This is a genomic window from Chryseobacterium sp. VAUSW3 (genome assembly GCF_002205795.1).
GTDB classification, from domain to species: domain Bacteria; phylum Bacteroidota; class Bacteroidia; order Flavobacteriales; family Weeksellaceae; genus Kaistella; species Kaistella yananensis.
The window spans coordinates 70815-95330 of sequence record NZ_NIUY01000003.1; the positions used below are offsets into that span (position 1 = coordinate 70815).

The 24516-nt window shown below is 38.7% G+C and carries 29 protein-coding genes; 25 read left to right on the forward strand and 4 right to left on the reverse strand.

Annotation, left to right across the window (positions count from 1 at the left end; genetic code table 11):
• Positions 1-92: 92 nt before the first annotated feature.
• The 14 genes from rpsH (at position 93) to rplQ (ending at position 7520) form a co-directional block, all read left to right on the forward strand.
• Positions 93-491 carry a 30S ribosomal protein S8 gene (rpsH, locus tag CDW55_RS10035; protein ID WP_055041716.1) on the forward strand — a complete coding sequence of 133 codons (399 nt, stop codon included), beginning with the start codon at positions 93-95 and terminating at the stop codon, positions 489-491.
• A 17-nt stretch (positions 492-508) separates the two neighbouring features.
• Positions 509-1054 (forward strand): 50S ribosomal protein L6, encoded by a 546-nt coding sequence (rplF, locus tag CDW55_RS10040; protein ID WP_088469635.1) that lies wholly within the window; start codon positions 509-511, stop codon positions 1052-1054.
• Positions 1055-1071: 17 nt separating this feature from the next.
• Positions 1072-1419, forward strand: coding sequence for a 50S ribosomal protein L18 (rplR, locus tag CDW55_RS10045; protein WP_088469636.1), 348 nt, complete (start codon positions 1072-1074; stop codon positions 1417-1419).
• A gap of 18 nt (positions 1420-1437) precedes the next feature.
• Complete coding sequence (gene rpsE / locus CDW55_RS10050; RefSeq protein WP_088469637.1) at positions 1438-1959, forward strand: 30S ribosomal protein S5; 522 nt, start codon at positions 1438-1440, stop codon at positions 1957-1959.
• A 10-nt stretch (positions 1960-1969) separates the two neighbouring features.
• A complete protein-coding gene (gene rpmD, locus CDW55_RS10055) occupies positions 1970-2146 on the forward strand; it encodes a 50S ribosomal protein L30 (RefSeq protein WP_088469638.1) in 177 nt (58 codons plus the stop codon).
• Positions 2147-2217: 71 nt separating this feature from the next.
• A complete protein-coding gene (gene rplO, locus CDW55_RS10060; RefSeq protein WP_088469639.1) occupies positions 2218-2664 on the forward strand; it encodes a 50S ribosomal protein L15 in 447 nt (148 codons plus the stop codon).
• A 9-nt stretch (positions 2665-2673) separates the two neighbouring features.
• Positions 2674-4053 carry a preprotein translocase subunit SecY gene (gene secY / locus CDW55_RS10065; protein ID WP_088469640.1) on the forward strand — a complete coding sequence of 460 codons (1380 nt, stop codon included), beginning with the start codon at positions 2674-2676 and terminating at the stop codon, positions 4051-4053.
• Positions 4054-4060: 7 nt separating this feature from the next.
• Positions 4061-4276 carry a translation initiation factor IF-1 gene (gene infA / locus CDW55_RS10070; RefSeq protein WP_031503426.1) on the forward strand — a complete coding sequence of 72 codons (216 nt, stop codon included), beginning with the start codon at positions 4061-4063 and terminating at the stop codon, positions 4274-4276.
• A 139-nt stretch (positions 4277-4415) separates the two neighbouring features.
• Positions 4416-4532, forward strand: coding sequence for a 50S ribosomal protein L36 (rpmJ, locus tag CDW55_RS10075; RefSeq protein ID WP_007839480.1), 117 nt, complete (start codon positions 4416-4418; stop codon positions 4530-4532).
• A 9-nt stretch (positions 4533-4541) separates the two neighbouring features.
• Complete coding sequence (gene rpsM / locus CDW55_RS10080) at positions 4542-4919, forward strand: 30S ribosomal protein S13 (RefSeq protein ID WP_088469641.1); 378 nt, start codon at positions 4542-4544, stop codon at positions 4917-4919.
• 12 nt (positions 4920-4931) lie between these two features.
• Positions 4932-5321, forward strand: coding sequence for a 30S ribosomal protein S11 (gene rpsK / locus CDW55_RS10085; protein ID WP_088469642.1), 390 nt, complete (start codon positions 4932-4934; stop codon positions 5319-5321).
• Between the two features lie 18 nt (positions 5322-5339).
• Positions 5340-5948, forward strand: coding sequence for a 30S ribosomal protein S4 (rpsD, locus tag CDW55_RS10090; RefSeq protein WP_088469643.1), 609 nt, complete (start codon positions 5340-5342; stop codon positions 5946-5948).
• Between the two features lie 33 nt (positions 5949-5981).
• Entirely contained in the window at positions 5982-6977 is a 996-nt protein-coding gene (locus CDW55_RS10095; RefSeq protein ID WP_088469644.1) for a DNA-directed RNA polymerase subunit alpha, read from the forward strand.
• Positions 6978-6983: 6 nt separating this feature from the next.
• Complete coding sequence (gene rplQ, locus CDW55_RS10100) at positions 6984-7520, forward strand: 50S ribosomal protein L17 (protein WP_088469645.1); 537 nt, start codon at positions 6984-6986, stop codon at positions 7518-7520.
• Between the two features lie 88 nt (positions 7521-7608).
• Here rplQ and CDW55_RS10105 read toward each other — a convergent pair whose 3' ends face one another.
• Positions 7609-8037, reverse strand: a complete 429-nt coding sequence (locus CDW55_RS10105; RefSeq protein ID WP_088469646.1) for a hypothetical protein — start codon at positions 8035-8037, stop codon at positions 7609-7611.
• A 175-nt stretch (positions 8038-8212) separates the two neighbouring features.
• Here CDW55_RS10105 and eno point away from each other — a divergent pair, with 175 nt between their 5' ends.
• The 6 genes from eno to CDW55_RS10135 all read left to right on the forward strand — a co-directional run bounded on the left by eno (position 8213) and on the right by CDW55_RS10135 (position 15982).
• The gene (gene eno / locus CDW55_RS10110) at positions 8213-9505 is read left to right on the forward strand and encodes a phosphopyruvate hydratase (RefSeq protein WP_088469647.1); all 1293 of its coding nucleotides are present in this window, start codon (positions 8213-8215) and stop codon (positions 9503-9505) included.
• A 78-nt stretch (positions 9506-9583) separates the two neighbouring features.
• On the forward strand, positions 9584-10870 hold the full coding sequence (locus CDW55_RS10115; protein WP_088469648.1) for a citrate synthase: 1287 nt from the start codon (positions 9584-9586) through the stop codon (positions 10868-10870).
• Positions 10871-11259: 389 nt separating this feature from the next.
• Positions 11260-13752: a phenylacetic acid degradation bifunctional protein PaaZ gene (gene paaZ, locus CDW55_RS10120; protein ID WP_088469649.1), complete on the forward strand. Its 2493-nt coding sequence runs from the start codon at positions 11260-11262 to the stop codon at positions 13750-13752.
• A 25-nt stretch (positions 13753-13777) separates the two neighbouring features.
• Positions 13778-14467 carry an SMUG2 DNA glycosylase family protein gene (locus CDW55_RS10125; protein ID WP_088469650.1) on the forward strand — a complete coding sequence of 230 codons (690 nt, stop codon included), beginning with the start codon at positions 13778-13780 and terminating at the stop codon, positions 14465-14467.
• Positions 14464-15234, forward strand: coding sequence for an enoyl-CoA hydratase/isomerase family protein (locus tag CDW55_RS10130; protein ID WP_088469651.1), 771 nt, complete (start codon positions 14464-14466; stop codon positions 15232-15234). The genes CDW55_RS10125 and CDW55_RS10130 overlap by 4 nt, the downstream gene beginning before the upstream one ends.
• Before the next feature lie 19 nt (positions 15235-15253).
• Positions 15254-15982 (forward strand): SDR family NAD(P)-dependent oxidoreductase, encoded by a 729-nt coding sequence (locus CDW55_RS10135; protein ID WP_088469652.1) that lies wholly within the window; start codon positions 15254-15256, stop codon positions 15980-15982.
• Positions 15983-16208: 226 nt separating this feature from the next.
• Here CDW55_RS10135 and aspS read toward each other — a convergent pair whose 3' ends face one another.
• Positions 16209-17963 (reverse strand): aspartate--tRNA ligase, encoded by a 1755-nt coding sequence (gene aspS / locus CDW55_RS10140; protein WP_088469653.1) that lies wholly within the window; start codon positions 17961-17963, stop codon positions 16209-16211.
• Positions 17964-18340: 377 nt separating this feature from the next.
• On the opposite strand from aspS, the gene CDW55_RS10145 reads away from it, so the two are divergent.
• Together CDW55_RS10145 and CDW55_RS12600 are read left to right on the forward strand one after the other, a co-directional pair.
• Positions 18341-18829, forward strand: a complete 489-nt coding sequence (locus tag CDW55_RS10145; protein ID WP_088469654.1) for a thermonuclease family protein — start codon at positions 18341-18343, stop codon at positions 18827-18829.
• Positions 18830-18901: 72 nt separating this feature from the next.
• Entirely contained in the window at positions 18902-19201 is a 300-nt protein-coding gene (locus CDW55_RS12600) for a 30S ribosomal protein THX (protein WP_088469655.1), read from the forward strand.
• 28 nt (positions 19202-19229) lie between these two features.
• Here the strand turns inward: CDW55_RS12600 and CDW55_RS10155 are convergent, their stop codons facing one another.
• Entirely contained in the window at positions 19230-19892 is a 663-nt protein-coding gene (locus tag CDW55_RS10155) for a DUF937 domain-containing protein (protein ID WP_088469656.1), read from the reverse strand.
• Positions 19893-19988: 96 nt separating this feature from the next.
• Positions 19989-20498: a DUF2480 family protein gene (locus CDW55_RS10160; protein ID WP_088469657.1), complete on the reverse strand. Its 510-nt coding sequence runs from the start codon at positions 20496-20498 to the stop codon at positions 19989-19991.
• A gap of 58 nt (positions 20499-20556) precedes the next feature.
• Here CDW55_RS10160 and CDW55_RS10165 point away from each other — a divergent pair, with 58 nt between their 5' ends.
• From CDW55_RS10165 to CDW55_RS10175, 3 genes are read left to right on the forward strand one after another with little or no spacing between them, the layout of a single operon-like run.
• Entirely contained in the window at positions 20557-21516 is a 960-nt protein-coding gene (locus CDW55_RS10165) for a dipeptidase (RefSeq protein WP_088469658.1), read from the forward strand.
• A gap of 10 nt (positions 21517-21526) precedes the next feature.
• Positions 21527-22633 (forward strand): lipid-A-disaccharide synthase, encoded by a 1107-nt coding sequence (lpxB, locus tag CDW55_RS10170; protein WP_088469659.1) that lies wholly within the window; start codon positions 21527-21529, stop codon positions 22631-22633.
• Between the two features lie 54 nt (positions 22634-22687).
• Positions 22688-24457: a ComEC/Rec2 family competence protein gene (locus CDW55_RS10175; RefSeq protein ID WP_088469660.1), complete on the forward strand. Its 1770-nt coding sequence runs from the start codon at positions 22688-22690 to the stop codon at positions 24455-24457.
• Positions 24458-24516: the final 59 nt, after the last annotated feature.

Consider the following 24516-nt stretch of genomic DNA (forward strand, 5'->3'; position numbering starts at 1 on the left):
AAGAGCCAGGATGTAAGTCTTAAATCTTGTGTCTAGGTTCTTGAATCTCAATCAAAACTAACTATCATAAACCAATAATTTAAAATAGAAAAATGGTAACAGATCCAATTTCAGATTTCCTAACCAGAGTAAGGAACGCACAAAGCGCAGGCCACAAAGTGGTGGATATTCCTGCATCGAAAATCAAAAAGGAGATTACAAAAATTTTATTTGACCAGGGTTATATCCTGAACTACAAGTTCGAAGATAGCGCTGTTCAAGGAAATATCAAAATCGCTTTGAAGTACGACAAACAAACCAACAAACCTGCAATCAAAAGCATTCAAAGAGCTTCAAGACCAGGTTTAAGACAGTACAAAGGTTCTGAAGAACTTCCAAGAGTATTGAACGGTTTGGGTATTGCTATTATCTCAACTTCTAAAGGAGTAATGACAGATAAAAAAGCTAGACAAGAAAAAGTAGGTGGAGAGGTAATCTGCTATGTTTATTAATTTTTAATCAAAGGAAAATGTCAAGAATTGGTAAATCAATTATAGAAATTCCAGCTAATGTTACCATAACCGAAAAAGACGGTTTAGTAACTGTGAAAGGACCGAAAGGCGAACTTACACAGCAAATCAGTGAAGGAATCACTCTAAAACAAGAAGACGGAATACTTACTTTAGAAAGACCGTCCGACTCAAAACAACATAAAGCATTACACGGTCTTTACAGAGCGTTAATTCACAATATGGTCGTTGGAACATCTGAAGGCTTCACTAAGCAATTGGAGCTTGTAGGGGTAGGTTACAGAGCATCACACCAAGGTAACAGACTGGATATGGCTTTAGGATTCTCCCACGCTATCGTGATGGACCTTCCAAAAGAAATTACGTTAGATACTTTATCTGAAAAAGGTAAAAACCCTATTATTACTTTGTCTTCACACGACAAACAACTTCTTGGGATGGTTGCTGCAAAGATCAGATCTTTCAGAAAACCTGAACCATACAAAGGAAAAGGAGTTAGATTCGTAGGAGAAATTGTTAGACGTAAAGCTGGTAAATCTGCTTAATTTTAAAACTTAAGAAAATGGCACTAAGCAAATTAGAAAAAAGAAATAGAATTAAAAGAAGAGTAAGAGGGAAAATTTCCGGTTCTTCAGAATTACCAAGATTATCTGTTTACAAAAGCAATAAAGAAATTTACGCGCAATTAATCGACGATAAACAAGGTAAAACTTTAGCATCAGCTTCTTCAAGAAGCCTTAACGCAAAAGGTAATAAAGTAGAAATCTCTGCAGAAGTAGGTAAAGCAATCGCTGAAAAAGCTAAAGCTGCAGGTATTGAAAATATAGTGTTCGACAGAAACGGATTCGTTTACCACGGTAGAGTGAAAGCTCTTGCTGACGGTGCGAGAGAAGGCGGACTAAAATTCTAATCATTAAATTTCGGAAATATGTTAGGACTAGATAATATAGAAAAAGTAAAACCGGGAGGATTAGAACTTAAAGATCGTCTCGTTGCTGTAAACAGAGTAACCAAAGTTACCAAAGGTGGTCGTGCTTTCGGATTTTCTGCAATTGTAGTTGTAGGAGACGAGGCAGGAACCGTAGGTTTCGGTTTAGGAAAATCTAAGGAAGTTGCTTCCGCTATTGCTAAAGCTGTAGAAGATGCAAAGAAAAACTTAGTGAAAGTTCCGGTAATCAACCACACAATCCCTCACCAGACTTCTGCGAGATACGGTGGAGCTGATATCTTCTTAAGACCAGCTTCTCACGGTACAGGGCTTATCGCCGGTGGTGCGGTAAGAGCGGTATTGGAGTCTGCAGGTGTACACGATATCCTTTCAAAATCTAAAGGTTCATCTAACCCGCACAACGTGGTGAAAGCTACTTTCAAAGCATTGTTGGATATCAGAAGACCAGAGGACATCGCAAAACTTAGAGGTGTTTCATTAAGTAAAGTGTTTAACGGTTAATATAAAAGCAATGGCAAAAATTCAGGTAAAACAAGTAAAAAGCGCTATTGGTAGAACAAAAACCCAAAAAAGAACGCTTGAAGCATTAGGATTGAAAAAACTTCACCAAGTTGTTGAACACGAAGCTACACCATCTATCTTAGGTATGGTAGCTGCGGTAAGTCATTTAGTAGAAGTTCAAAAATAATTTTTAGGATAAGGATTAGGTTGAGTTAATGCTCAACCTCTGCCTTAACCTTAACCTTTAATTTTAAAATAATGAATTTAAATAATATCAGACCGGCATCGGGTTCAACTCACAATTCAAAAAGACTTGGTAGAGGACAGGGAAGCGGAAAAGGTGGTACTTCAGCAAAAGGACACAAAGGTCAGAAAGCCAGAGCCGGATATTCTCAGAAAATCGGATTCGAAGGTGGACAGATGCCTTTACAAAGAAGACTTCCTAAATTCGGTTTCAATAACGTAAACAGAAAAGAGTACAGAGCGATCAATCTTGATACCATCCAACTTTTGGCTGATGCGAAAAACATCACCGAAATTACTAAAGACATCTTAGTAGAAAACGGATTGGCTAAAAAGAGCGAAATCGTGAAAATTATGGGTAGAGGCGAATTGAAATCAGGAGTTTCAATTTCTGCACACAAATTCACAAAATCTGCTGAAGAAGCTATCGCTAAAGCAGGAGGTAAAGCAATTACTCTTTAATCTACACGAATGAAAGAATTTATACAAACACTAAAAAACATTTGGAGTCTTAAGGAACTTAGGGAGAAGATACTTTTTACCCTTGGGTTGATCCTCGTGTATAGATTCGCATCTTATATTTCCCTACCTGCCATTAACATGGCCGAGGTGGGGAATCTTTTGGAACATTACCAAAACCAGGGTGGCAACAAGCAGGGAGCAGGTCTTCTTGGGTTGCTTTCTTCGTTTACGGGAGGTGCATTCAGCCGGGCGTCGATCATGGCACTCGGTATTATGCCTTATATTTCTGCTTCCATTATCGTTCAGCTGATGGGTATGGCAATTCCTTACCTTCAGAAATTACAGAAAGATGGTGAAAGCGGCAGAAATACACTGAACCAAATTACAAGATGGTTAACGATTGCAGTTTGTTTGGTACAGGCACCGTCTTACCTTACTTCAATTACGCAGATGTTCTTACCGCACGCACAGTTCGGTTCGGCATATTACGTGCATCCCGAATCGGTTATGTTCTGGTTGCCAAGTATCGTAATTTTGGTGGCAGGATCTGTATTCGCAATGTGGTTAGGAGAAAAAATTACAGATAAAGGTATCGGAAACGGTATTTCAATCTTAATTATGGTAGGGATCTTGGCAGATCTTCCGGGAGCATTTATTCAGGAGGTTGCTACACAAACCGGTAAAGGCGGTTTAGGGACTATTATGATTTTAATTGAAGTCTTATTCTGGATGTTGGTGGTGCTTTTAGCAATCATCCTTTCAGTAGCTGTAAGAAAAATTCCTATTCAGTATGTAAGCCGTGCGCAGGCAAGAGGCGGATCAAACAGAAATTTAATGCAAGGTGCAAGACAGTGGATTCCACTTAAAGTAAATGCTTCGGGAGTAATGCCGATCATTTTTGCACAGGCTTTAATGTTTGTTCCGGGACTTTTAACTAAAGTTGATGAGTCCAACACTTTCCTGGCAGGATTTAAAAATGTATTCAGCTGGCAGTATAATGTATTGTTTGCACTGTTAATTATTATCTTCTCATTCTTCTACACAGCGATTACCATTCCGGTGAATCAAATGGCAGATGATCTGAAGAGAAACGGTGGACTGATTCCTAAGGTAAGACCCGGTAAAGATACCGCTGATTATCTGGATGATATTCTCTCAAAAATTACTTTGCCCGGCTCAATATTTTTAGCTATCTTTGCAATCCTTCCTGCAATTGTGCATGGAGCGTTTGTTCAGACGGATAGATTTGCCCTGTTTTTCGGGGGTACATCGCTTTTAATCATGGTTGGGGTAATCCTCGATACAGTTCAACAGATCAACACGTATTTGCTGAACCACCATTATGATGGGTTGATGCAGTCGAAATTATCCAGAACAACAAACCTGTAATTAATAAATGGCAAAACAGAAACATATAGAACAAGACGGCGTTATTACGGAAGCACTTTCCAATGCGCAGTTCCGCGTTGAACTTGAGAATGGGCATGTCTTAATCGCTCATATCTCAGGTAAAATGCGTATGCACTACATTAAACTTTTACCTGGTGATAAGGTAAAGTTAGAACTTTCTCCTTACGATTTATCGAAAGGAAGAATCACATTTAGATACTAATTACAGAGTAATCTGGAAATTATTATAACAAGAAAACTAAATAAAATCATTCGGTTTTATTGGTCATTTAAATATTTAAACAAAAGGGGGTGGAATCACTTGGAGTTCATCTAACCGTTGGAAAATTAAACCAAAACAAATGAAAGTTAGAGCATCTATCAAAAAAAGAAGTGCTGATTGCAAAATCGTTCGCAGAAAAGGCGTTCTGTTTGTAATCAACAAGAAAAACCCAAAATTTAAACAAAGACAAGGCTAAAATTAAATTATGGCGAGAATTTCCGGTATTGATTTACCAAAAAACAAAAGAGGCGTTATCGGCTTAACTTACATCTACGGAATCGGAAGAAGCACTTCATCCGAAATCCTGAAAGCAGCCGGCATCAGCGAAGACAAGAAAGTCAGCGAATGGAATGACGATGAATTGGCATTGATCAGAAACTACATCACTGAAAACATTAAAGTAGAAGGTGAATTGCGTTCTGAAACTCAATTAAACATCAAGCGATTGATGGATATTGGTTGCCAACGAGGAATACGTCACAGACTGGGATTACCTTTAAGAGGCCAAAGAACTAAAAACAATTCTAGAACCCGAAAAGGAAAGAGAAAAACTGTTGCTAACAAGAAAAAAGCAAGTAAATAATCGGTAAGAATTATGGCAAAACAGACTAAAGTTGTTAAAAAAAGAAAAGTAAAAGTTGAAGCGATCGGCGAAGCACACATTCAGGCATCATTCAACAATATCATCATTTCTTTGACAAATAAAAACGGAGAAGTAATCTCTTGGGCATCTGCCGGAAAAATGGGATTCAGAGGTTCTAAAAAGAATACTCCTTTCGCAGCTCAAATGGCTGCTGAAAATTGCTCACAAGTTGCACACGATGCAGGTCTTAGAAGAGTAAAGGTGTTTGTAAAAGGTCCTGGTGCAGGTAGAGAATCTGCTATCAGAACCATTCACAATTCAGGAATTGAAGTTAGTGAAATCGTAGATGTGACTCCAATGCCACACAACGGATGTAGACCACCGAAAAGAAGAAGAGTATAATTTTTAGAAATTACCATTATGGCAAGATATATTGGACCTAAAACTAAGATTGCAAGAAAATTTGGTGCTGCAATCTACGGAGACGATAAGAACTTCGAGAAAAGAAAAAACCAACCACCGGGACAACACGGTGTTAACAAAAGAAGAGGAGCAAAAAAATCTGAATATGCTGTCCAGTTAATGGAAAAGCAAAAAGCTAAATATACTTACGGTATTTTAGAAAGACAATTTGCGAACCTATACGAAAAAGCGCAAAGAGCAAAAGGCGTAACAGGTGAAGTACTGTTGCAGTTATGTGAATCTAGATTAGATAACGTTGTTTACAGACTTGGTTTTGCAAAAACAAGAGCAGGAGCAAGACAATTGGTATCTCACAGACACATTACTGTAAACGGAGAATTGGTAAACATTCCTTCTTATTTGCTTAAAGCTGGTGATGTAGTTGCAGTGAGAGAAAAATCTAAATCTCTGGAAGTAATTACTGATGCATTGGCTTCTAAAGCAAACTATGAGTGGTTACAGTTCAACGACGAAACAAAACAAGGTACTTTCGTATCAGCTCCGGAGAGAATCCAAATCCCGGAAGATATCAAAGAACAGTTGATCGTCGAACTTTACTCTAAATAATTTTTTTCAAATTTTTGCTCAACCCCAAATTATATGGCAATTTTAACATTTATTAAACCCGATAAAGTAATCCTGCTTAACTCTGATGATTTCAAAGGTCAATTTGAATTCAGACCATTAGAACCAGGCTTCGGACTTACCATCGGTAATGCTTTGAGGAGAGTATTACTTTCTTCTCTAGAAGGATATGCTATCTCATCTATTAAAATAGAAGGCGTAGAGCACGAATTTTCAACAATTCCCGGTGTAATTGAAGACGTAACAGAAATCATTCTGAACCTGAAACAATTAAGACTTAAAGCTAAATCCGAATCTGCAACTGCAGAAACAGTTACAGCAAAAGTTTCCGGTCAAACTACTGTAACAGCAGGAGATTTAGGAAAATCAATTCAGGGATTTGATGTTTTAAATCCGGAATTGGTAATCTGTACTCTCAATAAAGATGTGAAATTTGAAATCACTTTCAATATCGAAAAAGGAAGAGGTTATGTTCCCTCAGAACAAAACAAATCCAGCAACGCTCCTATCGGAACCATTGCAATCGACTCCATCTTTACTCCTATCAAAAAAGTGCAGTATAGTGTTGAAAACTATCGTGTAGAGCAAAAAACAGACTACGAAAAACTTGTTTTGGATATTGAGACTGATGGATCCATCAGCCCACAAAATGCATTAACAGAAGCTTCTAAGATATTAATTTATCACTTCATGTTGTTCTCTGATGAGAGAATCACCCTGGAAACTGAAGCCGTGAAAGCATCGATCCAATACGACGAAGAAACTTTACATACAAGACAGCTCCTTAAATCTAAATTAACAGATATGGATCTTTCTGTAAGAGCATTAAACTGCTTGAAAGCTGCTGAAGTGGAAACTTTAGGAGAACTGGTTTCTTATACTAAGTCTGATTTGATGAAATTCAGAAATTTCGGTAAAAAATCTTTAACAGAATTAGAAGAATTAGTGCATGCAAAAGGTCTTAACTTCGGTTTCGACGTTGCTAAATATAAATTAGACGCTGATAAATAAAAAACAATGAGACACGGTAAAAAATTCAATCACTTAGGAAGAACCGCTTCACACAGAAGTGCATTACTTTCTAATATGGCTTGTTCTCTTATTGAGCATAAAAGAATCAACACAACTGTTGCTAAGGCGAAAGCTTTGAGAGTTTTTGTTGAACCTATCTTAACAAAAGCAAAAGAAGATACAACTCACAACAGAAGAACAGTTTTCTCTTACCTGCAAAGCAAAGAAGCAGTTACTGAATTATTCAGAACTGTTGCTCCTAAAATTGCAGAAAGAAACGGTGGTTACACCAGAATCATCAAAACTGGATTCAGACCAGGCGATGCTGCAGATACTGCAATGATCGAGCTTGTAGATTTCAACGAACTTTACAACCCGAACGCTGAAGAAAAGAAAACAACAAGAAGAAGCAGAAGATCTGCCGCTCCTAAAGCTGAAGCAGTTGCTGCTGAAGTAAAGGAAGCTCCGGCAAAAGCTGATGCTAAAACTGAAGAACCAACTGCAGAAGCTGCAGACTCTACAGAAGAAAAAGCTGCTGAGTAATACTCACAGATTTTACATAAAAAAAGCCGTTCAATTGACTTGAGCGGCTTTTTATTTTACGAAAGTTTATAATTTTATTAAGTCTTAACTATTGTCCTCTTGCCTTTTTCAGACCGATGATATTATTACCTTGCGTGATAATAACGCTGTCGTTTCGTGACACAATTTCAAAATCGAAATTTCCATAAACTCCCGGTCCCGCGCCTGCTTTTCTCGGCGCCGAAATCGTTTTGTTATTACTCCGTACGCTAATCGTATTTTCCTTATCCGAATTTTTAAAAGTCACCAAAGCTGAAGACCCGTCTTCAGCCACATAGCGATCGGTATATTCACCTTTTTTCACACCGCTTTCGCTCTCGCTTACTACCGCCCCACTGTCAGTTTTTACCGGTTCTTCAGTTTTGCTCGTTACAGCAGAATCTTCCACAATAATACTTTTATTGCCCTCTGTTGATTTCTTGCAGCCCACAATGGTAAAAAGTATAACTGCGGACGCAATAAAAACACTCTTTTTCATAATAATCTTGTTTTTTAGGTAGATCAAATTTACGATTACTTTTCAAAAAATTAAAAAATCGTTACCATTAACGAAAGTTTAACGCATACCATATTAAAATCATGTGTTTAAACTCTTAAAATAGTTCTATTTTCGTTAAATTTGTAAACCAAAAATAAAGTTAAAAAATCATAAGATGAGTTACATTTCCTACATTGAAGCAAGACAGATTTTGGATTCCCGCGGAAATCCTACAATAGAAGTAGACGTTTTTACAGAAAACGGTGCAATGGGCCGTGCTGCGGTTCCTTCAGGAGCATCAACAGGTGAGCACGAAGCCGTAGAATTACGCGATGGCGGTACAGATTACATGGGAAAAGGTGTCCTGAAAGCTGTAGAAAATGTAAGAGAGGTTATTGCTCCCGAATTGGTAGGACTTCCGGTTTATGACCAGAATTTCATCGACCAGATTATGATTGAGCTGGATGGGACTAAAAACAAAGGCAATTTAGGAGCTAACGCCATTCTTGGTGTTTCATTAGCAGCCGCAAAAGCAGCCGCAACCGAACTTCGTCTTCCACTTTACAAATATGTGGGTGGTGTTAATGCCAATACACTTCCTGTTCCGATGATGAACGTCATCAATGGTGGTTCGCACTCCGATGCGCCTATTGCATTCCAGGAATTTATGGTGATGCCGGTAAAAGCAGATTCTTTCTCTCACGCTTTGAGAAAAGGAACTGAAATCTTCCACAACCTTAAATCAATCCTTCATTCACGTGGACTTTCCACTGCAGTAGGTGATGAAGGAGGTTTTGCACCAACCTTTACAGGAACTGAAGATGCTTTGGATACTTTGCTTCAAGCCATTGAAAAGGCAGGTTACAAACCAGGCGACGATGTGATGATCGCGTTAGATTGCGCAGCTTCAGAATTTTATAAAGACGGAAACTACGATTACAGAAAATTTCAAACTCCTGATTCAGCGGTATTCAGCAGCAGTGAGCAGGTTTCTTATTTGGCAGAATTGGCTGCTAAATATCCGATCATTTCAATTGAAGACGGTATGCACGAAGACGACTGGGCAGGGTGGAAAATGCTTACCGAAAAAATCGGAGACCGCGTTCAGCTGGTAGGCGACGATTTATTTGTAACCAATGTTGAAAGACTTTCAAGAGGGGTGAACGAAGGTATTGCAAATTCAATACTTGTAAAAGTTAATCAGATTGGCTCCCTTTCTGAAACAATGGCTGCCGTGCAGATGGCACAACACAACCGTTATACATCGGTAATGTCTCACCGTTCCGGCGAAACCGAAGATTCTACCATCGCTGATTTAGCCGTTGCAATGAACTGCGGGCAGATAAAAACAGGTTCCGCATCACGTTCCGACAGAATGGCGAAATATAACCAACTTTTAAGAATTGAAGAGGCTTTGGGAGAAACGGCAGTGTTCCCGGGATTAGATGCATTCAAAATAAAACGATAATAGAAAAAATTGATTGAAAACGGTGAATTTCATTTGCCATTTTCTATCAGTATTCATAAATTAGTAAAAAATTACATAATGCCAGATAATAAAGTAGTATTGAACTATGACGGGAATTCTTTTGAATATCCTATCGTAGAAAGCACAATCGGAGACCGAGGTATCGATATTTCAAAGCTTAGAGACCAAACCGGTTTAATTACATTAGATTTAGGATACAAAAATACAGGCGCTACCTTAAGCGACATCACTTACCTTGATGGTGACAACGGGGAGTTGTATTACAGAGGATATCCGATTGAGCAGATTGCCGAAAAATCTAATTTTACCGAAGTAATGTATTTGTTGCTTCATGGTGAACTTCCAAATAAGGATCAGTTCGCTAAATTCGAAGGTGGAATCAAAAATTACAACTTCGTAGCCGATGAAATGAAGAAAATTCTTGACGTATTCCCAAGATCTGCGCATCCTATGGGTGTTTTGTCTTCCCTTACGTCAGCACTTACTGCATTTAATCCTAAAGCGGTTAACGTAAACTCAAAAGAAGAGATGGATCACGCTGCGGAAATGCTTCTTGCTAAATTCTCTCACCTTTGTGCTTGGACTTACAGAAAAAAATTAGGTTTACCAATCAACCACGGAGATAATAGCTTAAATTATGTAGAAAACTTCTACAAAATGTGTTTCCGTCGTCCGAATATCGAATTTGAACTCGATCCGGTTGTTGTAGGAGCTTTAGATAAATTATTGATCCTCCATGCAGATCACGAGCAAAACTGTTCTACATCAACTGTAAGAATGGTTGGTTCAGCACACACCGGATTATTCGCATCAGTTTCTGCAGGTATTTCTGCACTTTGGGGACCACTTCACGGCGGTGCAAACCAGGCCGTAATCGAAATGCTTGAAATGATTGAGAAAGATGGAGGCGATGTAGCAAAATACGTGGAAAAAGCTAAAAATAAAGACGATAATTTCCGTTTGATGGGATTCGGACACCGAGTTTACAAAAACTTCGATCCAAGAGCAAGAATCATTAAGAAAGCGGCAGACGATATCCTGAACTCTTTAGGAATTGAAGATAAAGCATTGGATATTGCAATGCAGTTGGAAAGAGTAGCACTTGAAGACGAATATTTCGTAAGCAGAAAATTATATCCAAACGTGGATTTCTATTCAGGAATCATCTACAGAGCATTAGGCATTCCAACTGAAATGTTTACCGTAATGTTCGCACTGGGAAGACTTCCAGGCTGGATATCTCAATGGAAAGAAATGCGTTTGCACAACGACCCTATCGGAAGACCAAGACAGGTTTACCAAGGAGCTCAAAAACGCGATTACGTAGATTTAAGCGCAAGATAATTCTTGCAAACCTTTATACCATCCCTTTCAATTTTTTTTGGAAGGGATTTTTTTTGGCGCACATCTCAGTTTTCCGTGTGCAACTCTAAGAAATAATCCCGCAACCTTTTGAAATGGTTCCGCAGCCAGTAGTAATGGCTCCGTAAATGTGAGAAATGACTCCGCAAGTGTGAGAAATGGCTGCGCAATAATTTTTATTGATTTTTTTAGCCAAATTCATAAAAAAATGATGATAAAATTATGAAAATGTTAATCTCTAGCAACTGAGTGTTAAGTATACAGTGAAATATAAAACTAATGAAAAGCTTCCGAAGAATTATGAAACCAAAAATTTGAAAATTTCAGTATCTTAACACCTTTAAATTTTTCAGGTATTTTAAAACTTTAGCATGAAACTCAAAAACTATATAGCCGGACAATGGATTGAAGGCACCGGAAACGGAATTTCCCTACACAACGCCGTAAACGGAGAATTGGTCGCCATTTCCGATACACAAGGGATTAATTTCGAAGAAGCCCTTCATTACGGACGAACCGTCGGGTACAAAAATCTTTCCTCCATGACTTTCTATGATCGCGGTGAAATGTTGAAAAAAGTAGCTTTGTATTTATTAGAAAGAAAAAAGAAATATTACGATCTTTCCTATAAAACCGGAGCAACTCACGCAGATTCTTGGGTAGATATTGAGGGTGGTTTCGGAACTTTTTTCACGTACTCAGGTTTAGCAAAAAGAATGTTACCGAATACCCCATTTTGGGTGGATGGCGACACGCAGAAAATTTCCGCAAACGGAACTTTCCTTGGAACTCACATTCTTACGCCAAGCGAAGGTGTTTCCGTACAAATCAACGCCTACAACTTTCCGGTTTGGGGAATGATGGAAAAATTGTCAACTTCTTTGTTGGCAGGAGTTCCAAGCATTGTAAAACCTTCGCCATATGGTTCTTATCTTACCAACGCCGTTTTTCAGGATATGATTGAAAGTGGTTTACTTCCGGAAGGCGCCATACAGTTGGTTTGCGGCGAACCCGGAAATATTTTGGATTTCGTTCAGGATGGTGACAGCGTTTTGTTCACAGGTTCTGCAAATACGGGACGAAAATTAAAATCACTTCCTTCCGTTGCCAAAAACGCGGTTCGTTTCAATATGGAAGCCGATTCTTTGAACTGTTCTATTCTCGGTTTGGATGCAAAACCCGGAACTCCCGAATTTGATCTTTTCATCAAAGAAGTTCGCAATGAAATCACAACAAAAGCCGGACAAAAATGTACGGCAATCCGAAGAATTATCGTTCCTGAAAATTTAATAGGTGATGTTCAAAATGCTTTGTCAAAGGCTTTAGACCAAACGAAAATCGGAAATCCTCTCAATCGAGAAACTAGAATGGGTTCTTTGGTGGGAAAAATTCAGTTTGATGAAGTTCAAAGAAAAATAGATTTATTAAAAGCCGAAACCGAACTCATCTACGACGGAAAACACGATTTAGTTGATGCGGATTACGAAAACGGTGCATTTATGTCCCCAAAACTATTCTTGAACGACAAACCTTTTGATAAAAATAGTTCGCACGAAGTCGAAGCATTCGGTCCGGTTTCCACATTGATGCCTTACAAAGATGCGGAAGAAGCTGCTGCTTTGGCAAAACGAGGAAAAGGAAGTTTGGTTGGTTCCATCGTTTCTCACGACGAGAAATTTGTCGCAGAAACTTCCTGGAAAATGGCGACAACCCACGGAAGAATTTTTGTCTTAAATCGAGATAATGCCAAAGAATCCACAGGTCATGGTTCTCCGCTTCCAACTTTAATGCACGGTGGGCCAGGAAGAGCCGGAGGTGGCGAAGAAATGGGCGGTTTGAACGGGTTGCATTTTTTCTTGCAAAAAACAGCTATTCAAGGTTCGCCCGATATTTTGACGGCGATTACTAAAATTTATCAACAAGGTGCAACGCAGAAATTTTCAGATAGACATCCTTTCAGAAAATATTTTGAAGAAGTAGAGATTGGAGATTCTTTGGAAACAGCGGGAAGAACAGTAACAGAGGCAGATATCGTGAACTTTTCTAATGTTTCTTGGGATCATTTTTATGCGCATACCGACGCAACTTCTCTCAATGGAACAATCTTCGATAAAACCGTGGCACATGGATACTTTATCCTTTCTGCAGCAGCTGGTTTGTTTGTTTCCGGAAAAAAAGGTCCTGTTATCGCCAATTACGGATTGGAAAATGCAAGTTTCTTCAAACCGGTTTATGCAGGAGACACGATTACGGTTTATTTAACGGCCAAAGAAAAAATCAACAAAGGGGCAAAAGGAAGAAATATTCCGAGTGGCGTGGTGAAATGGCTGGTTGAAGTTGTCAATCAGCGCGATGAAATTGTTTGTGTTGCGACAATTTTGACTTTGGTGGCAAAAAAATCTCCTTTCGTTGATTTAAAAACAAAAGAAATTCAGAAAATATTAAATAATCTCACCGAAAATTCAGAAAGAAAATTTGGTTTGATGACGCCTCAATTGATGGTGGAACATGTGGAAGAGGTTTTGCGAAATGGTTTCGGTTCTTTGGAGCCTTCTGACTTTCCTGAAATCCCTGCCGACAAACTCGAGCTGCTTCAGGACTGGATTTATACGGACCAGAAAATCAGGCCGGGTGCACAATATCCGCTCCTTAAAGAAGGAGAAGAACCGCAGTTACGATTTAAGAATCTTACGGAAGCAAAAGAAAAGCTCCTGGAAACTTTAAAAGAATTCCTGATCTATTACCGCGAGAACCCGCAAGCCGAGCATTACCATCCTAGGTTCGGAATGCTGAACAAAGAAATGATGGAACTGTTCCACCGGAAACATTTTACGCACCATTTTGAGCAGTTTAATCTGGTTTAATTTACTGATTTAACATTATAACAGAGTGACCTTCGGAGAACAAGTCGTAGAATTCAACAGCAACTTAAAATATACCGGAAAGCTTCCGACAGGCTTTCAGGTAATGAACCCGTTTCTCGACAATCCCGAAACCTTCAGTGTTATGACAGCTTTTTACAAGAAGTTTTACAATGATCATAAAGAACGAAAATTCATCATAGGAATCAACCCAAGCCGCCACGGCGCCGGAGTTACAGGCGTTCCGTTTACCGATACCAAAAGATTGGAAAGCGCCTGCGGGATTATAATGGAGTCTGCACGAACTCACGAAGTTTCTTCAGTTTTCATTTATGATATGATCGAAGCTTTGGGAGGCGTAGAAAAGTTTTACAGTAAATTTTATATCAATTCGCCATTTCCGTTGGCGATCACCAGACAAACCAAAAACGGAGTTTATCTGAATGCCAATTATTATGATGACAAAGAGCTTTTCAGCAAGGTGGAAGATTTCATGATAGATTCATTAAAGAAGCATATCAGCCTTGGACTCGACGTTTCGGAGGTTTTTGTGCTTGGGGTGAAGAATGCCACTTTTTTAAAGAAGATCAACGATCGGGAAAAACTGTTCGGTAATATCACGGTTTTGGAACATCCCAGATATATTCAGCAGTATAAGAGTAAGGAAAAAGAACTTTATATCGACAAATATTTAATTGCCCTAAATAAAAATTCATGAACAACGGATTCGTAAATACAGAAATCAAAAATCAAATCTCCGAAATCACTTTCGGAACCGAAAAAAGCAACTCTTTACCCGGAGAAGTCTTGGAAAAACTGGCTCAGACTATTCTTGATGAAGGCGCCAAACCTGAGGTTAAAGCCATACTTTTAAAATCTGCAGGAGAAAAAGCATTTTGTGCAGGCGCTAGTTTCGATGAGTTGCTCGAAATTGACGATTTGGAAAATTCAAAAATATTTTTTGGTGGCTTTGCAAAAGTTCTGAATGCGATGCGGTCTTGCGGAAAATTAGTCATCGTGCGCGTTCAGGGAAAAACCACCGGCGGCGGTGTAGGAATTGCCTGCGCAGCAGATTACTGTTTTGCCACGAAAGATTCCGCTATGGCTTTAACAGAATTGAACTTGGGAATTGGACCGTTTGTAATTGGCCCATTTGTGGAAAGAAAAGTCGGAAAATCTGCCTATTCAGCGATGTCGATTGATGCCGATTTCCGAAGCGCCGATTGGTGTGAAAAGCACGATGTTTATCATTCCGTTTCTGAAAGTATTCAAGAAATGGATGCGAAAATTGAAGCTTTTATGAAGAAATTATCCGAAAGAAGCGCGGATGCTTTGGCTTTAATCAAGAAAGTTTCGTGGGAAGGATCCGAAGATTTTGATCAATTAATGCCAAAAAGAATTTTGATGAGTGCAAGTTTAATTCTAGAAGATTCTGCGAAAGAAAATATTCAAAAGATTAAGGAAAGATTGAGGATGAAACAATAAAATTCTCTTGAGATTTCAAATGAATTCAGAAAAAAGTGTTTTGATTTTAGGAGCCAATTCCGACGTGGCGAAAGAATGTGCGAAACTGTATTTGCAGAAAAATTTCCGTGTGATGATGGCTTCGAGAAATTTAGAATCGATGGAGAAATTCATCAAAGAAAATCATCTGAATGCTGATCAAATGGATTTGCTGTATTTTGATGCGGTGGATTTCGCTTCCCATCAAAAGTTTTATAGTGAATTGCCTTTCAAACCAAATGTTGTATTATATTCAGCGGGGTTTTTGGTTCAAAATGAGGATGCTTTTCAGGATTTTGATAAGACTTTACAGATGATGCACACCAATTATTCAGGTGCGGTTTCCATTTTGAATATCATCGCGATGGATAAAACCAACGAAAATTTGGAAAGAATTATCGGTTTGTCCTCTCTTTCAGGAGTTCGCGGTCGGAAGAGCAATTTTGTTTATGGAAGCACAAAATCGGCCTTTACCACTTATCTTGCAGGACTTCGGCAAGAACTTTCTTCAAGAAAAATTAAGGTAAATGTTTTTGTGTTGGGTTACATCCGAAGTAAAATTAATGAAGGTTTACAATTGAACGAATCTCTAATGATGGAACCGGATTATGTTGCCGGAAAAATTGTGAATGTTGGAAACTCTTTTGTCAATGTTCCTAATTTTAAATGGAAAGCGATTTACAATATTCTTAAAATTTTACCGGAAAGTCTCGTGGCGAAGTTGCCATAATATGTTGTCACTGCGTTGATTTTTCTTAAAAATGACGAAGCAATCCCAATATTGAGATTGCTTCTGTATTTTTAGAAATTCTTTAAACCACAATACTTTTAAATTTTCAAAATTTTAGCAAGGAAAGAGCTAATAAATTCGCATTAAACGTTCGCTTGGATTTGATGGAAAAGTTTTCTGCTTTCAAAAATATAACGAATAACAATAAAACTTTCCGGTTAAACAGTTATTCCTTAGTATCAACTTTTAATGCCAATTCTTCCAACTGCAAATCCGCAATCGGACTCGGTGCATCGATCATCACGTCTCTTCCGGAATTGTTCTTAGGGAATGCGATGTAATCTCGGATCACTTCATTTCCGTCCAAAATCGCAACCAATCTGTCGAATCCAAAAGCCAAACCAGCATGAGGTGGTGCTCCAAATTTGAAGGCGTTCATCAAAAATCCAAATTGTGCTTCTGCTTCTTCTTTGGTGAATCCTAACAAATCGAACATTCTGCTCTGCAAATCTTTATCGAAAATTCTTACAGAACCGCCTCCGATTTCATTTCCGTTCAAGACCAAATCATAAGCATTGGCGCGAACTTTTCCGGGTTCAGTATGAATGAGTTCGAAATCTTCCGGTTTTGGTGACGTGAACGGATGGTGCATTGCATGGTATCTTCCGGATTCTTCGTCCCATTCCAAAAGTGGGAAATCGATGACCCAAAGTGGCGCAAATTCCTTTCCTTTTCTTAAACCCAGACGGTTCCCCAATTCCATTCTCAAAGCAGAAAGTTGGGTTCTTACTTTAGTTTCGTTTCCGGACATGAGGAAGATTAAATCTCCTGCTTTTGCTCCGAATTTTTCTGTGATTTTCTTTAAATCTTCTTCATTGTAAAATTTATTTACTGAAGAAGTGACAACGCCATCATTTTGGAATTTAATCCAAACCATTCCGGAAGCACCAATTTGTGGGCGTTTTACCCAGTCGATTAATTCATCAATTTGTTTTCTGGTATAATCTGCACAACCTTCAACGTTGATTCCAACAACCAATTCGGCGTCATCAAAAATTTTGAAATCTTTTCCTTTTACCAATTCATTTACTTCCACGAATTCCATTCCGAAACGGATGTCAGGTTTGTCGTTTCCGTATTTTTTCATGGCGTCTGCGAAAGTCATTCTCGGGAATTTTCCGAAATCGTTACCGGTGATATCTTTCAATAAAGTAGCGGTCATTCCTTCAAAAATTTCCAGGACATCTTCCTGTTCTACAAATGCCATTTCGCAATCGATTTGGGTGAATTCCGGTTGTCGGTCTGCACGCAAATCTTCGTCACGGAAACATTTAACAATTTGGAAATATCGGTCCATTCCGCCAATCATTAACAATTGCTTGAACGTTTGCGGCGACTGCGGAAGTGCATAAAACTGGCCCGGATTCATTCTACTTGGAACCACGAAATCTCTCGCTCCTTCCGGAGTCGATTTAATGAGAACCGGAGTTTCAACTTCGATAAAATTCTGATCAGAAAGGTAATTTCTTACTTTTTGTGCCATTTTATGGCGGAAAATCAATTTGTCTTTCACTGGATTTCTGCGGATGTCCAAATATCTGTATTTCATTCTCAGTTCTTCGCCACCGTCGGTTTCGTCTTCAATGGTGAAGGGCGGAAGTTGAGATTCATTTAAAATTGTTAGATTTTCAACTAAAATTTCAATTTCTCCGGTTGGGATATTTGGGTTTTTAGAAACACGTTCAATCACTTTTCCGGTCACCTGAATTACGAATTCGCGACCCAATTTTTTAGCTTCGTCCATAAGTTCTGCAGATGAACGGTCTTGGTCGAAAACCAGCTGTGTGATTCCGTAGCGGTCGCGTAAATCGATCCAGATCATAAATCCTTTGTCGCGGATGGTCTGAACCCAGCCGGAAAGGGTTACTTCTTCATTAAGATTTTTAAGCGATAATTCTCCGTTGGTGTGTGTTCTAAACATATATTCAGTTTGTCGTTTCTGGTTGTTTAATCATTGTAAGGAACGCCGGGAATGCATTAAAGCAGCAGTCTCAGAACGTCCAATTTCAATAGGTGCAAAGATATGATTTTTGATTGAGAAAATCTTTGTTAAACGAAGGGTTGAAAGAGTCTTTCAGATTGTTTTTCTCCCGTTTAAGCAAGACATAAGTTTTATCTTCTTTAAATATTACTCTTACATTACTTAAACATTACTTTGACTAGCCTTTGGTACGGTAAAACTACGGTTCAACCTCTCGAACGAAAAGTTTTTTTAGTTGTCACCAGCATATCATAGTCGGCAATCCGGCCATTTAAACGATGATATTTTTTAGGTAGCTTTGCAATATATTTTTGTAAATGAAGAAGAGGTTACTGGTTTTATTATGTATTGTATTGTGTTATGCATTTGTTTTTTCACAGAAAATTACGGCGAAAGTTGTTGGTGTAAAAGACGGTGACACGTTTGTTGTTCTCCATGAAAAAAAGGAAATTGTTGTAAGGCTTGAACATGTTGACGCGCCGGAGAAAAACCAGCCATTTGGCAATAGAGCAAAACAGTTTGCCTCAGATTTTTGTTTCGGGAAGACGGTTGTAGTCATCGGGAATGGTAAGAAAGACCGCAACGGCAGATGGATTGGTGAAATTTTTTATAACAACCAAAACCTAAACAAAGAACTGGTGCGCAATGGGTTGGCGTGGCATTATAAACGCTATTCGAAAAGTGAAAACTATGCAGATTTGGAAACAGCGGCAAGAAAAAAGAAAGTTGGCCTTTGGAGGGATAAAGATCCGATTGCTCCCTGGAGCTGGCGAAAATCAAAACGCAATAAAGTGCAAAATTTATGAAAATTTAGGCTTCAATGATTGTGTTTTTTATTTAACTTTGTGTAAATCAATAACAAAAAAACAGTATTAATTATGGGAAAAGGAGATCAGAAATCAAGACGCGGAAAAGTGACTGCAGGAAGTTATGGTAAAAAAAGGCCGCGAAAATCGAAATCCGTTAAAAATATTCCGGTAAAGGTTTTGAATGAAGATGAGAAGAAAGATTCAAAAGTTAAAGTAAGAAAAGAAGTGGGATATCCTACAGAGAAATCTGAAAATGCAGAAGTGTCCACTGAAACTAAACCAAAAGCTACAGCAAAACCAAAAGCTGAAAAAGCAGAGACAAAAGAAGCTAAACCCAAAGCTGCGAAAACAAAAAAAACCGAAGAATAATCTTCGGTTTTTTAATTTGAATTCAGGTTTATTTACCCCCTAAAATACTTCCCAGAAGTCCGCCTAAGCCACCTTGCTGTTGTTGCTGTTGTTGGCCGCCGCCAAGAACACTGCCTAAAATATCATTCAATGGATTTCCCGAAGACTGCTGCGAACCGCCACCAAGAACGCTGCCCAAAATATCATTCAAAGGGTTTGATGGTTCTGCTTGTGCCTGGTTTTGCGCACCGCCTAAAATACCGCCCAATAAATCTCCAAGACCGCCGCCGGAATTTACCCCACTCGACTGTTTTTCTTTGCCGATGTATCCCATGATCAACGGTGCAAGCATGGCAAGAACAGGCCCGATTTTATCCATGGAAATTCCAGTGTTTTGCGAAAGTTGGTTCTCAACCTGAGCTTTCTGGCCGCCAAAAATATGGTCGAGGATCGAGCCTCCTTCCTGAACTCTGGATTCAACCTGGGCAGGATTATCTAAAATACTTCCGTCATGGTCTTTGTCCAGTGCGTTGTTTAATGCTTCCGCTTCATTGGGGTCTTCCTGAGATTTTTTTCTTAGATAAGAAATAACCAGTGGTGCGGCTACCGCCAGAAGTGCAATAATTTGATTTTTACTGATGCCGAATTTGTTTTCGGCCTGAGAAGCTACCTGATTTCCGGCGTTTCCGGTAATTAATTCGATTAAGTTCATATTTTATTTTTTTTGGTTTTCTTGAATGAAGATTCTCAAAGTTACCAAAATCTATTCCGATAAGGAATATTTACAATAATAAAATACTGTTAAAGTTTAATTTTTAAAAATAGGAACATTGCTGCAGGCTTCGCCAAACATCAGTGACTTTACGAGGGGTTTCAGCTGTTCGACAAGTTCTATGTAAGCGTTTTCAGGGATATTTACATCAGAGCACCCTTTTACCAACACTCTTTTGTCCGTAAGTTTTGTAAAATCGTAAGTCTGCACTGCGTTATGCATCAGCAACACTTCCAGATCCTCGCGGTTACCGAAAACTATTTTTTTAGCATCGTCGGTAATTTTCGCGGTCAATAGGAAATAGGCCCAAAGCGGCACAATTGCATCCGCAGAATTATAAATGTAAACATAGCATTCCCGGTAATCTTCCGGATTTATTGCGGCGACTTTATCTCTGAAATCCTTTTCCCGAAGAATCATTCCTTCCCAAAGAAAATCTTTCAGATCGATCCCTTTTCGTGTGCCTTTCGGAACCAGTTCTGAAAGGTCGAAATTTACCAAACCACTGTCTGCAACTTTATTTTTGATTTCAAATTCTTCCGACATTTTTATTTTATCTTTGACACAAAATTACGTTAATTTTCGCGAACAAAATTAAATCACCATGGAAGTAAACCTTGATCTTCACTGTGATCTTACTGCTTATCTTCTGCAGCCCAATTCTTCTCCCACTGGAGATGTACGCTGTTCAGTAGATAAACTTTTTACAGGACATGTGAAAATGCAGGTCATGGCTTTTTATTCCGCGACAGGGAAAGGAAGTGTTGATGAGGTTAGAGAACAACTTAAGCGTTACCGCGGTCTACTGAATCTTCCTGGTATTTATGAATTTTATCCTGAAAAGGCCGAACTTCAGGAAGGTTTAGGAATTATTGCAGCGGTGGAAAACGCCTCCGGACTTTGCGAAGAAGATCAGCCGATGGAAGATGCATTTAAAAATCTTGATTGGTTGATTTCTCAGGCGAAAATCATGTATGTAGGATTAACGCATCATCTTGAGAACCGTTTTGGAGGCGGAAATTTTACGCAAGCCGGACTTAAAAATGACGGTAAGCGTTTGATTGAATATTTGGATGGCCGCAAAATCGCCATAGATTTATCCCACACCAGCGATCAACTGGCGTACGGAATCTTAAATTTTATTGATCAAAATAATTTAGATATCCCGGTTTTGGCAAGCCACTCGAATTTGCGGGCGGTTTTTGATCATAACAGGAATCTTCCCGATGAACTTGTAACAGAAATTATAAACCGCAGCGGTTTAATCGGACTGAATTTTGTGAAATACTTTATCAACCCCGAAAATCACAATGAAATTTACCGTCATATCGAACATGCCATAAAACTTGGAGCAGAAGACCATCTTTGTTTTGGAGCCGATTTTTTTGATGATAAATCCCATCCTGAGCAGGACAGATATCCGTTTTTCTTTCCCGAATTTGGCGATTCAACGGCGTATTCAACCATCAACAGCAGAATTTCGGATCTGTTTTCTGATGAGTTGAAAGAGAAAATAAGTCATAGAAACGCACTCAGTTATTTTAAAAGACTCCATAAAATTTAAACCCAGCACTTTGAAATATTACATTATCGCAGGCGAAGCTTCCGGTGACCTGCACGCCTCCAACCTGATGAAATCTCTGAAAAAGAAAGATCCGGCCGCAGAATTCCGGTTTTGGGGAGGCGATCTGATGGCTGATGTGGCGGGAATTCAGCCGGTGAAACATTATAAAGAACTTGCTTTCATGGGTTTTCTGGAAGTGGCAAAAAACCTGAAAACCATTCTGAAGAATATTAAATTCTGTAAGGAGGATATTAAAGCTTATCGTCCTGATGTGCTGATTTTGGTCGATTATCCGGGATTTAACCTTCGTATTGCAGCGTTTGCAAAAAGTTTAGGCATAAAAATTATCTATTATATTTCGCCACAGCTTTGGGCGTGGAAGGAAGGCCGTGTTGAGAAAATAAAGAATTACGTGGATGAAATGCTGGTGATTCTTCCCTTCGAGAAAGATTTTTACCGGAAACATGAAGTTGATGCGCACTTTGTGGGTCATCCTTTACTCGATGCGATTTCGGATCTGAAGCCTATTGATTCAGAAAAATTCAAAAAAGAAAACGGCCTAAACAGTAAAGACATCATTGCGCTTTTACCGGGTTCCCGAGAGCAGGAAGTCGCTAAAATGCTGGAAATTATGCTTTCGGTCCGTCCGTTTTTTAAGGATTATCAGTTTGTCATCGCCGGCGCTCCGAGTTTGCCTAAATCTTTTTATGAAAGGTATGTGGACGAGAATGTACATTTTGTTTCCAATAAAACCTATGATTTACTACGGAGTTCGAAAGCCGCACTGGTGACTTCCGGAACGGCGACTTTGGAAACTGCATTGCTAAATATTCCTGAAGTAGTATGTTACCGAAGCAGCCGGATTTCTTATGAAATAGGAAAGAGAGTGGTGAAAAACATCAAATACATCTCGCTGGTGAATTTAATCATGGATGAAGAAATTGTAACCGAACTGATCCAGAATGACCTTAACACCGAAAATCTGGTAAAGGAACTGAACGCCATTTTGGTAGGGGAAACCAGACAAAAGATGCTTGATAATTTCGAATTCCTACGCCAAAAGTTAGGCGGGAAGGGCGCCAGCGACCACGCCGCTGAAATTATTATAAATGGGTGATTTTACGGTAGTTTTTACAGATAAAGTTCGATACTTTTATCTCTAAAAACTACTTTGCACAAACAGCCGCTGCTTATTCTCTGCATTTGTTTTATTCTTGGGATTCTTCTGCAGGATTTTGTTTCACTGGAGATCAAATATATTTATATGTTGTTGGTTTTCAGTTTTCTGCTGATGATTTTGTATCTGGTTAAAGATTTTTATTTTCACCAGTTCAGGCATGTTTCTCTATTCATTCTTTTCTTTTCATTGGGAATTTTTGCGCATTTTCTCAATTCAAAGAAACCTCTTCTTCCTGAGCTGAAAAGCAAGGAAGTTATCGTTTTTAAAATCACCAAAAAACTCAATTCAAACGAGAAAAACAGGCGTTACGAAATCTCAGCCTGGAAAGGAAAACAACCTTTTCTGAGTGTGCTTTCCGTCCCAAAATCTGAAACTGAGCTTAATTTTCTTCATTACTACAAGGCGGAAGCCTACATTAACCGGTTCCAGAAACCTTACAGTGATTTTCAGTTTGATTACGGTAAATATCTTTCGCGGAAGGATATTTATTTTCAGGCCTATCTGCCGAATTCTTTTCAGCGCGGTTTACGAAATGATTTAAGTTTTTCTGAAAAAATCCGGCAGAAAAGACTTTCAACTTTAAGTAAAATCGACAGCGCGAATTTAAGCAAACGAACGCGAGAATTTACCAAAGGAATTATCCTTGCCGACCGTACCGAGATGGATGCAGAAACGGTGGAAGATTTTACAAAATCTGGTCTGATGCATGTTTTGGCCATCTCGGGATCGCATATGGCTATTATTTTCTGGCTGATTCTGCTGGTTTTAAATCCAATATTTCCGCCCAGGTTCAGGAATTACAAAATAATTATGTCGCTTAGTCTGATCTGGGCTTTTGCAATATTTATCGATTACGGAAATTCGGTGGTGCGCAGCTGTATCATGATTTCCGCTTATTATATTTCTGTTGTGCTGCAGCGGAAACCCGACCTTCTTCACGCGATGGCGGTTGCCGCTTTCGGGATTTTAATTGCAGATACCAATCAGTTTTTTGATGTGGGTTTTCAGCTGAGTTTTGTTGCAGTTTTCGGTATTTTCTGGCTAAATCAACCGATTCTGAAATACCTTCCCAAACCCAAAAATAAATTTCAGAATCTTATGGTGAATGTGGTTTCGATAAGTATTGCTGCGCAAATCGTTACACTGCCGCTGGTGGTTTTTTATTTCCATCAGTATTCTATTATTTCCATTGTCGCGAATCTGATCGTCATTCCGTTTTCGGAAATTCTGATTATTTTTTCATTATTAATGACGGTACTCATTGAATTTTCGGTACAAATTGGCTGGCTGAATTTTCTTTATGATGCTGTGGTAACCCGCGCTTTACAACTGATACATTTCTTTGCCAATCTCGATCTTGCGTTTTACAGAATGATTCCAATGACTCTGCTCGAAATGGCAGTGGGTTTTGTGATTATTGGGTTTTTAAGGTTTGCAGTGATTACATTCAGTTTGAAAAATGTGCTTAAAATTTCTTATTTCATCATCCTTTTTGTTGCGTTGAGGTTTTTGTTGAATTACAGAGCGTCACAAATAAACGAGGTTTTGGTACATCACTACTATAAAGAAAGAATTATTTCTGTAAAAACGAAGGATGAGGTTCGGTTTCTGATGAGGGCAAATACTAATTTGGGAAAGGTTGAAAAATTTGTTATTGAACCTTATTTAACATCGAGGAGAATCCGTAAATTTAAAACAGAAATCATTTCTGATGATGTTGAAAAAATAGTGATCAGCGGCAAAGAATATCACTTGAAATAGAACAGTTTTCACATTTCTTATTTAGAAAGATTACAAACTGAAATTTTCTGACATTTCTC

What these genes read in the sequence shown, in the direction of transcription:
- rpsM (WP_088469641.1), top strand. Translation starts at nt 4,542, where the DNA reads ATGGCGAGAATTTCCGGTATTGATTTACCAAAAAACAAAAGAGGCGTT.
- infA (WP_031503426.1), top strand. Translation starts at nt 4,061, where the DNA reads ATGGCAAAACAGAAACATATAGAACAAGACGGCGTTATTACGGAAGCA.
- CDW55_RS10095 (WP_088469644.1), top strand. Translation starts at nt 5,982, where the DNA reads ATGGCAATTTTAACATTTATTAAACCCGATAAAGTAATCCTGCTTAAC.
- rpsH (WP_055041716.1), top strand. Translation starts at nt 93, where the DNA reads ATGGTAACAGATCCAATTTCAGATTTCCTAACCAGAGTAAGGAACGCA.
- CDW55_RS10115 (WP_088469648.1), top strand. Translation starts at nt 9,584, where the DNA reads ATGCCAGATAATAAAGTAGTATTGAACTATGACGGGAATTCTTTTGAA.
- CDW55_RS10160 (WP_088469657.1), bottom strand. Translation starts at nt 20,498, where the DNA reads ATGTCGGAAGAATTTGAAATCAAAAATAAAGTTGCAGACAGTGGTTTG.
- aspS (WP_088469653.1), bottom strand. Translation starts at nt 17,963, where the DNA reads ATGTTTAGAACACACACCAACGGAGAATTATCGCTTAAAAATCTTAAT.
- CDW55_RS10130 (WP_088469651.1), top strand. Translation starts at nt 14,464, where the DNA reads ATGAACAACGGATTCGTAAATACAGAAATCAAAAATCAAATCTCCGAA.
- rpmD (WP_088469638.1), top strand. Translation starts at nt 1,970, where the DNA reads ATGGCAAAAATTCAGGTAAAACAAGTAAAAAGCGCTATTGGTAGAACA.
- rpmJ (WP_007839480.1), top strand. Translation starts at nt 4,416, where the DNA reads ATGAAAGTTAGAGCATCTATCAAAAAAAGAAGTGCTGATTGCAAAATC.
- CDW55_RS10155 (WP_088469656.1), bottom strand. Translation starts at nt 19,892, where the DNA reads ATGAACTTAATCGAATTAATTACCGGAAACGCCGGAAATCAGGTAGCT.
- CDW55_RS12600 (WP_088469655.1), top strand. Translation starts at nt 18,902, where the DNA reads ATGGGAAAAGGAGATCAGAAATCAAGACGCGGAAAAGTGACTGCAGGA.
- rplQ (WP_088469645.1), top strand. Translation starts at nt 6,984, where the DNA reads ATGAGACACGGTAAAAAATTCAATCACTTAGGAAGAACCGCTTCACAC.
- paaZ (WP_088469649.1), top strand. Translation starts at nt 11,260, where the DNA reads ATGAAACTCAAAAACTATATAGCCGGACAATGGATTGAAGGCACCGGA.
- CDW55_RS10145 (WP_088469654.1), top strand. Translation starts at nt 18,341, where the DNA reads ATGAAGAAGAGGTTACTGGTTTTATTATGTATTGTATTGTGTTATGCA.
- CDW55_RS10105 (WP_088469646.1), bottom strand. Translation starts at nt 8,037, where the DNA reads ATGAAAAAGAGTGTTTTTATTGCGTCCGCAGTTATACTTTTTACCATT.
- rpsE (WP_088469637.1), top strand. Translation starts at nt 1,438, where the DNA reads ATGTTAGGACTAGATAATATAGAAAAAGTAAAACCGGGAGGATTAGAA.
- rplF (WP_088469635.1), top strand. Translation starts at nt 509, where the DNA reads ATGTCAAGAATTGGTAAATCAATTATAGAAATTCCAGCTAATGTTACC.
- rplO (WP_088469639.1), top strand. Translation starts at nt 2,218, where the DNA reads ATGAATTTAAATAATATCAGACCGGCATCGGGTTCAACTCACAATTCA.
- rpsD (WP_088469643.1), top strand. Translation starts at nt 5,340, where the DNA reads ATGGCAAGATATATTGGACCTAAAACTAAGATTGCAAGAAAATTTGGT.
- rplR (WP_088469636.1), top strand. Translation starts at nt 1,072, where the DNA reads ATGGCACTAAGCAAATTAGAAAAAAGAAATAGAATTAAAAGAAGAGTA.
- CDW55_RS10165 (WP_088469658.1), top strand. Translation starts at nt 20,557, where the DNA reads ATGGAAGTAAACCTTGATCTTCACTGTGATCTTACTGCTTATCTTCTG.
- eno (WP_088469647.1), top strand. Translation starts at nt 8,213, where the DNA reads ATGAGTTACATTTCCTACATTGAAGCAAGACAGATTTTGGATTCCCGC.
- secY (WP_088469640.1), top strand. Translation starts at nt 2,674, where the DNA reads ATGAAAGAATTTATACAAACACTAAAAAACATTTGGAGTCTTAAGGAA.
- rpsK (WP_088469642.1), top strand. Translation starts at nt 4,932, where the DNA reads ATGGCAAAACAGACTAAAGTTGTTAAAAAAAGAAAAGTAAAAGTTGAA.
- CDW55_RS10135 (WP_088469652.1), top strand. Translation starts at nt 15,254, where the DNA reads ATGAATTCAGAAAAAAGTGTTTTGATTTTAGGAGCCAATTCCGACGTG.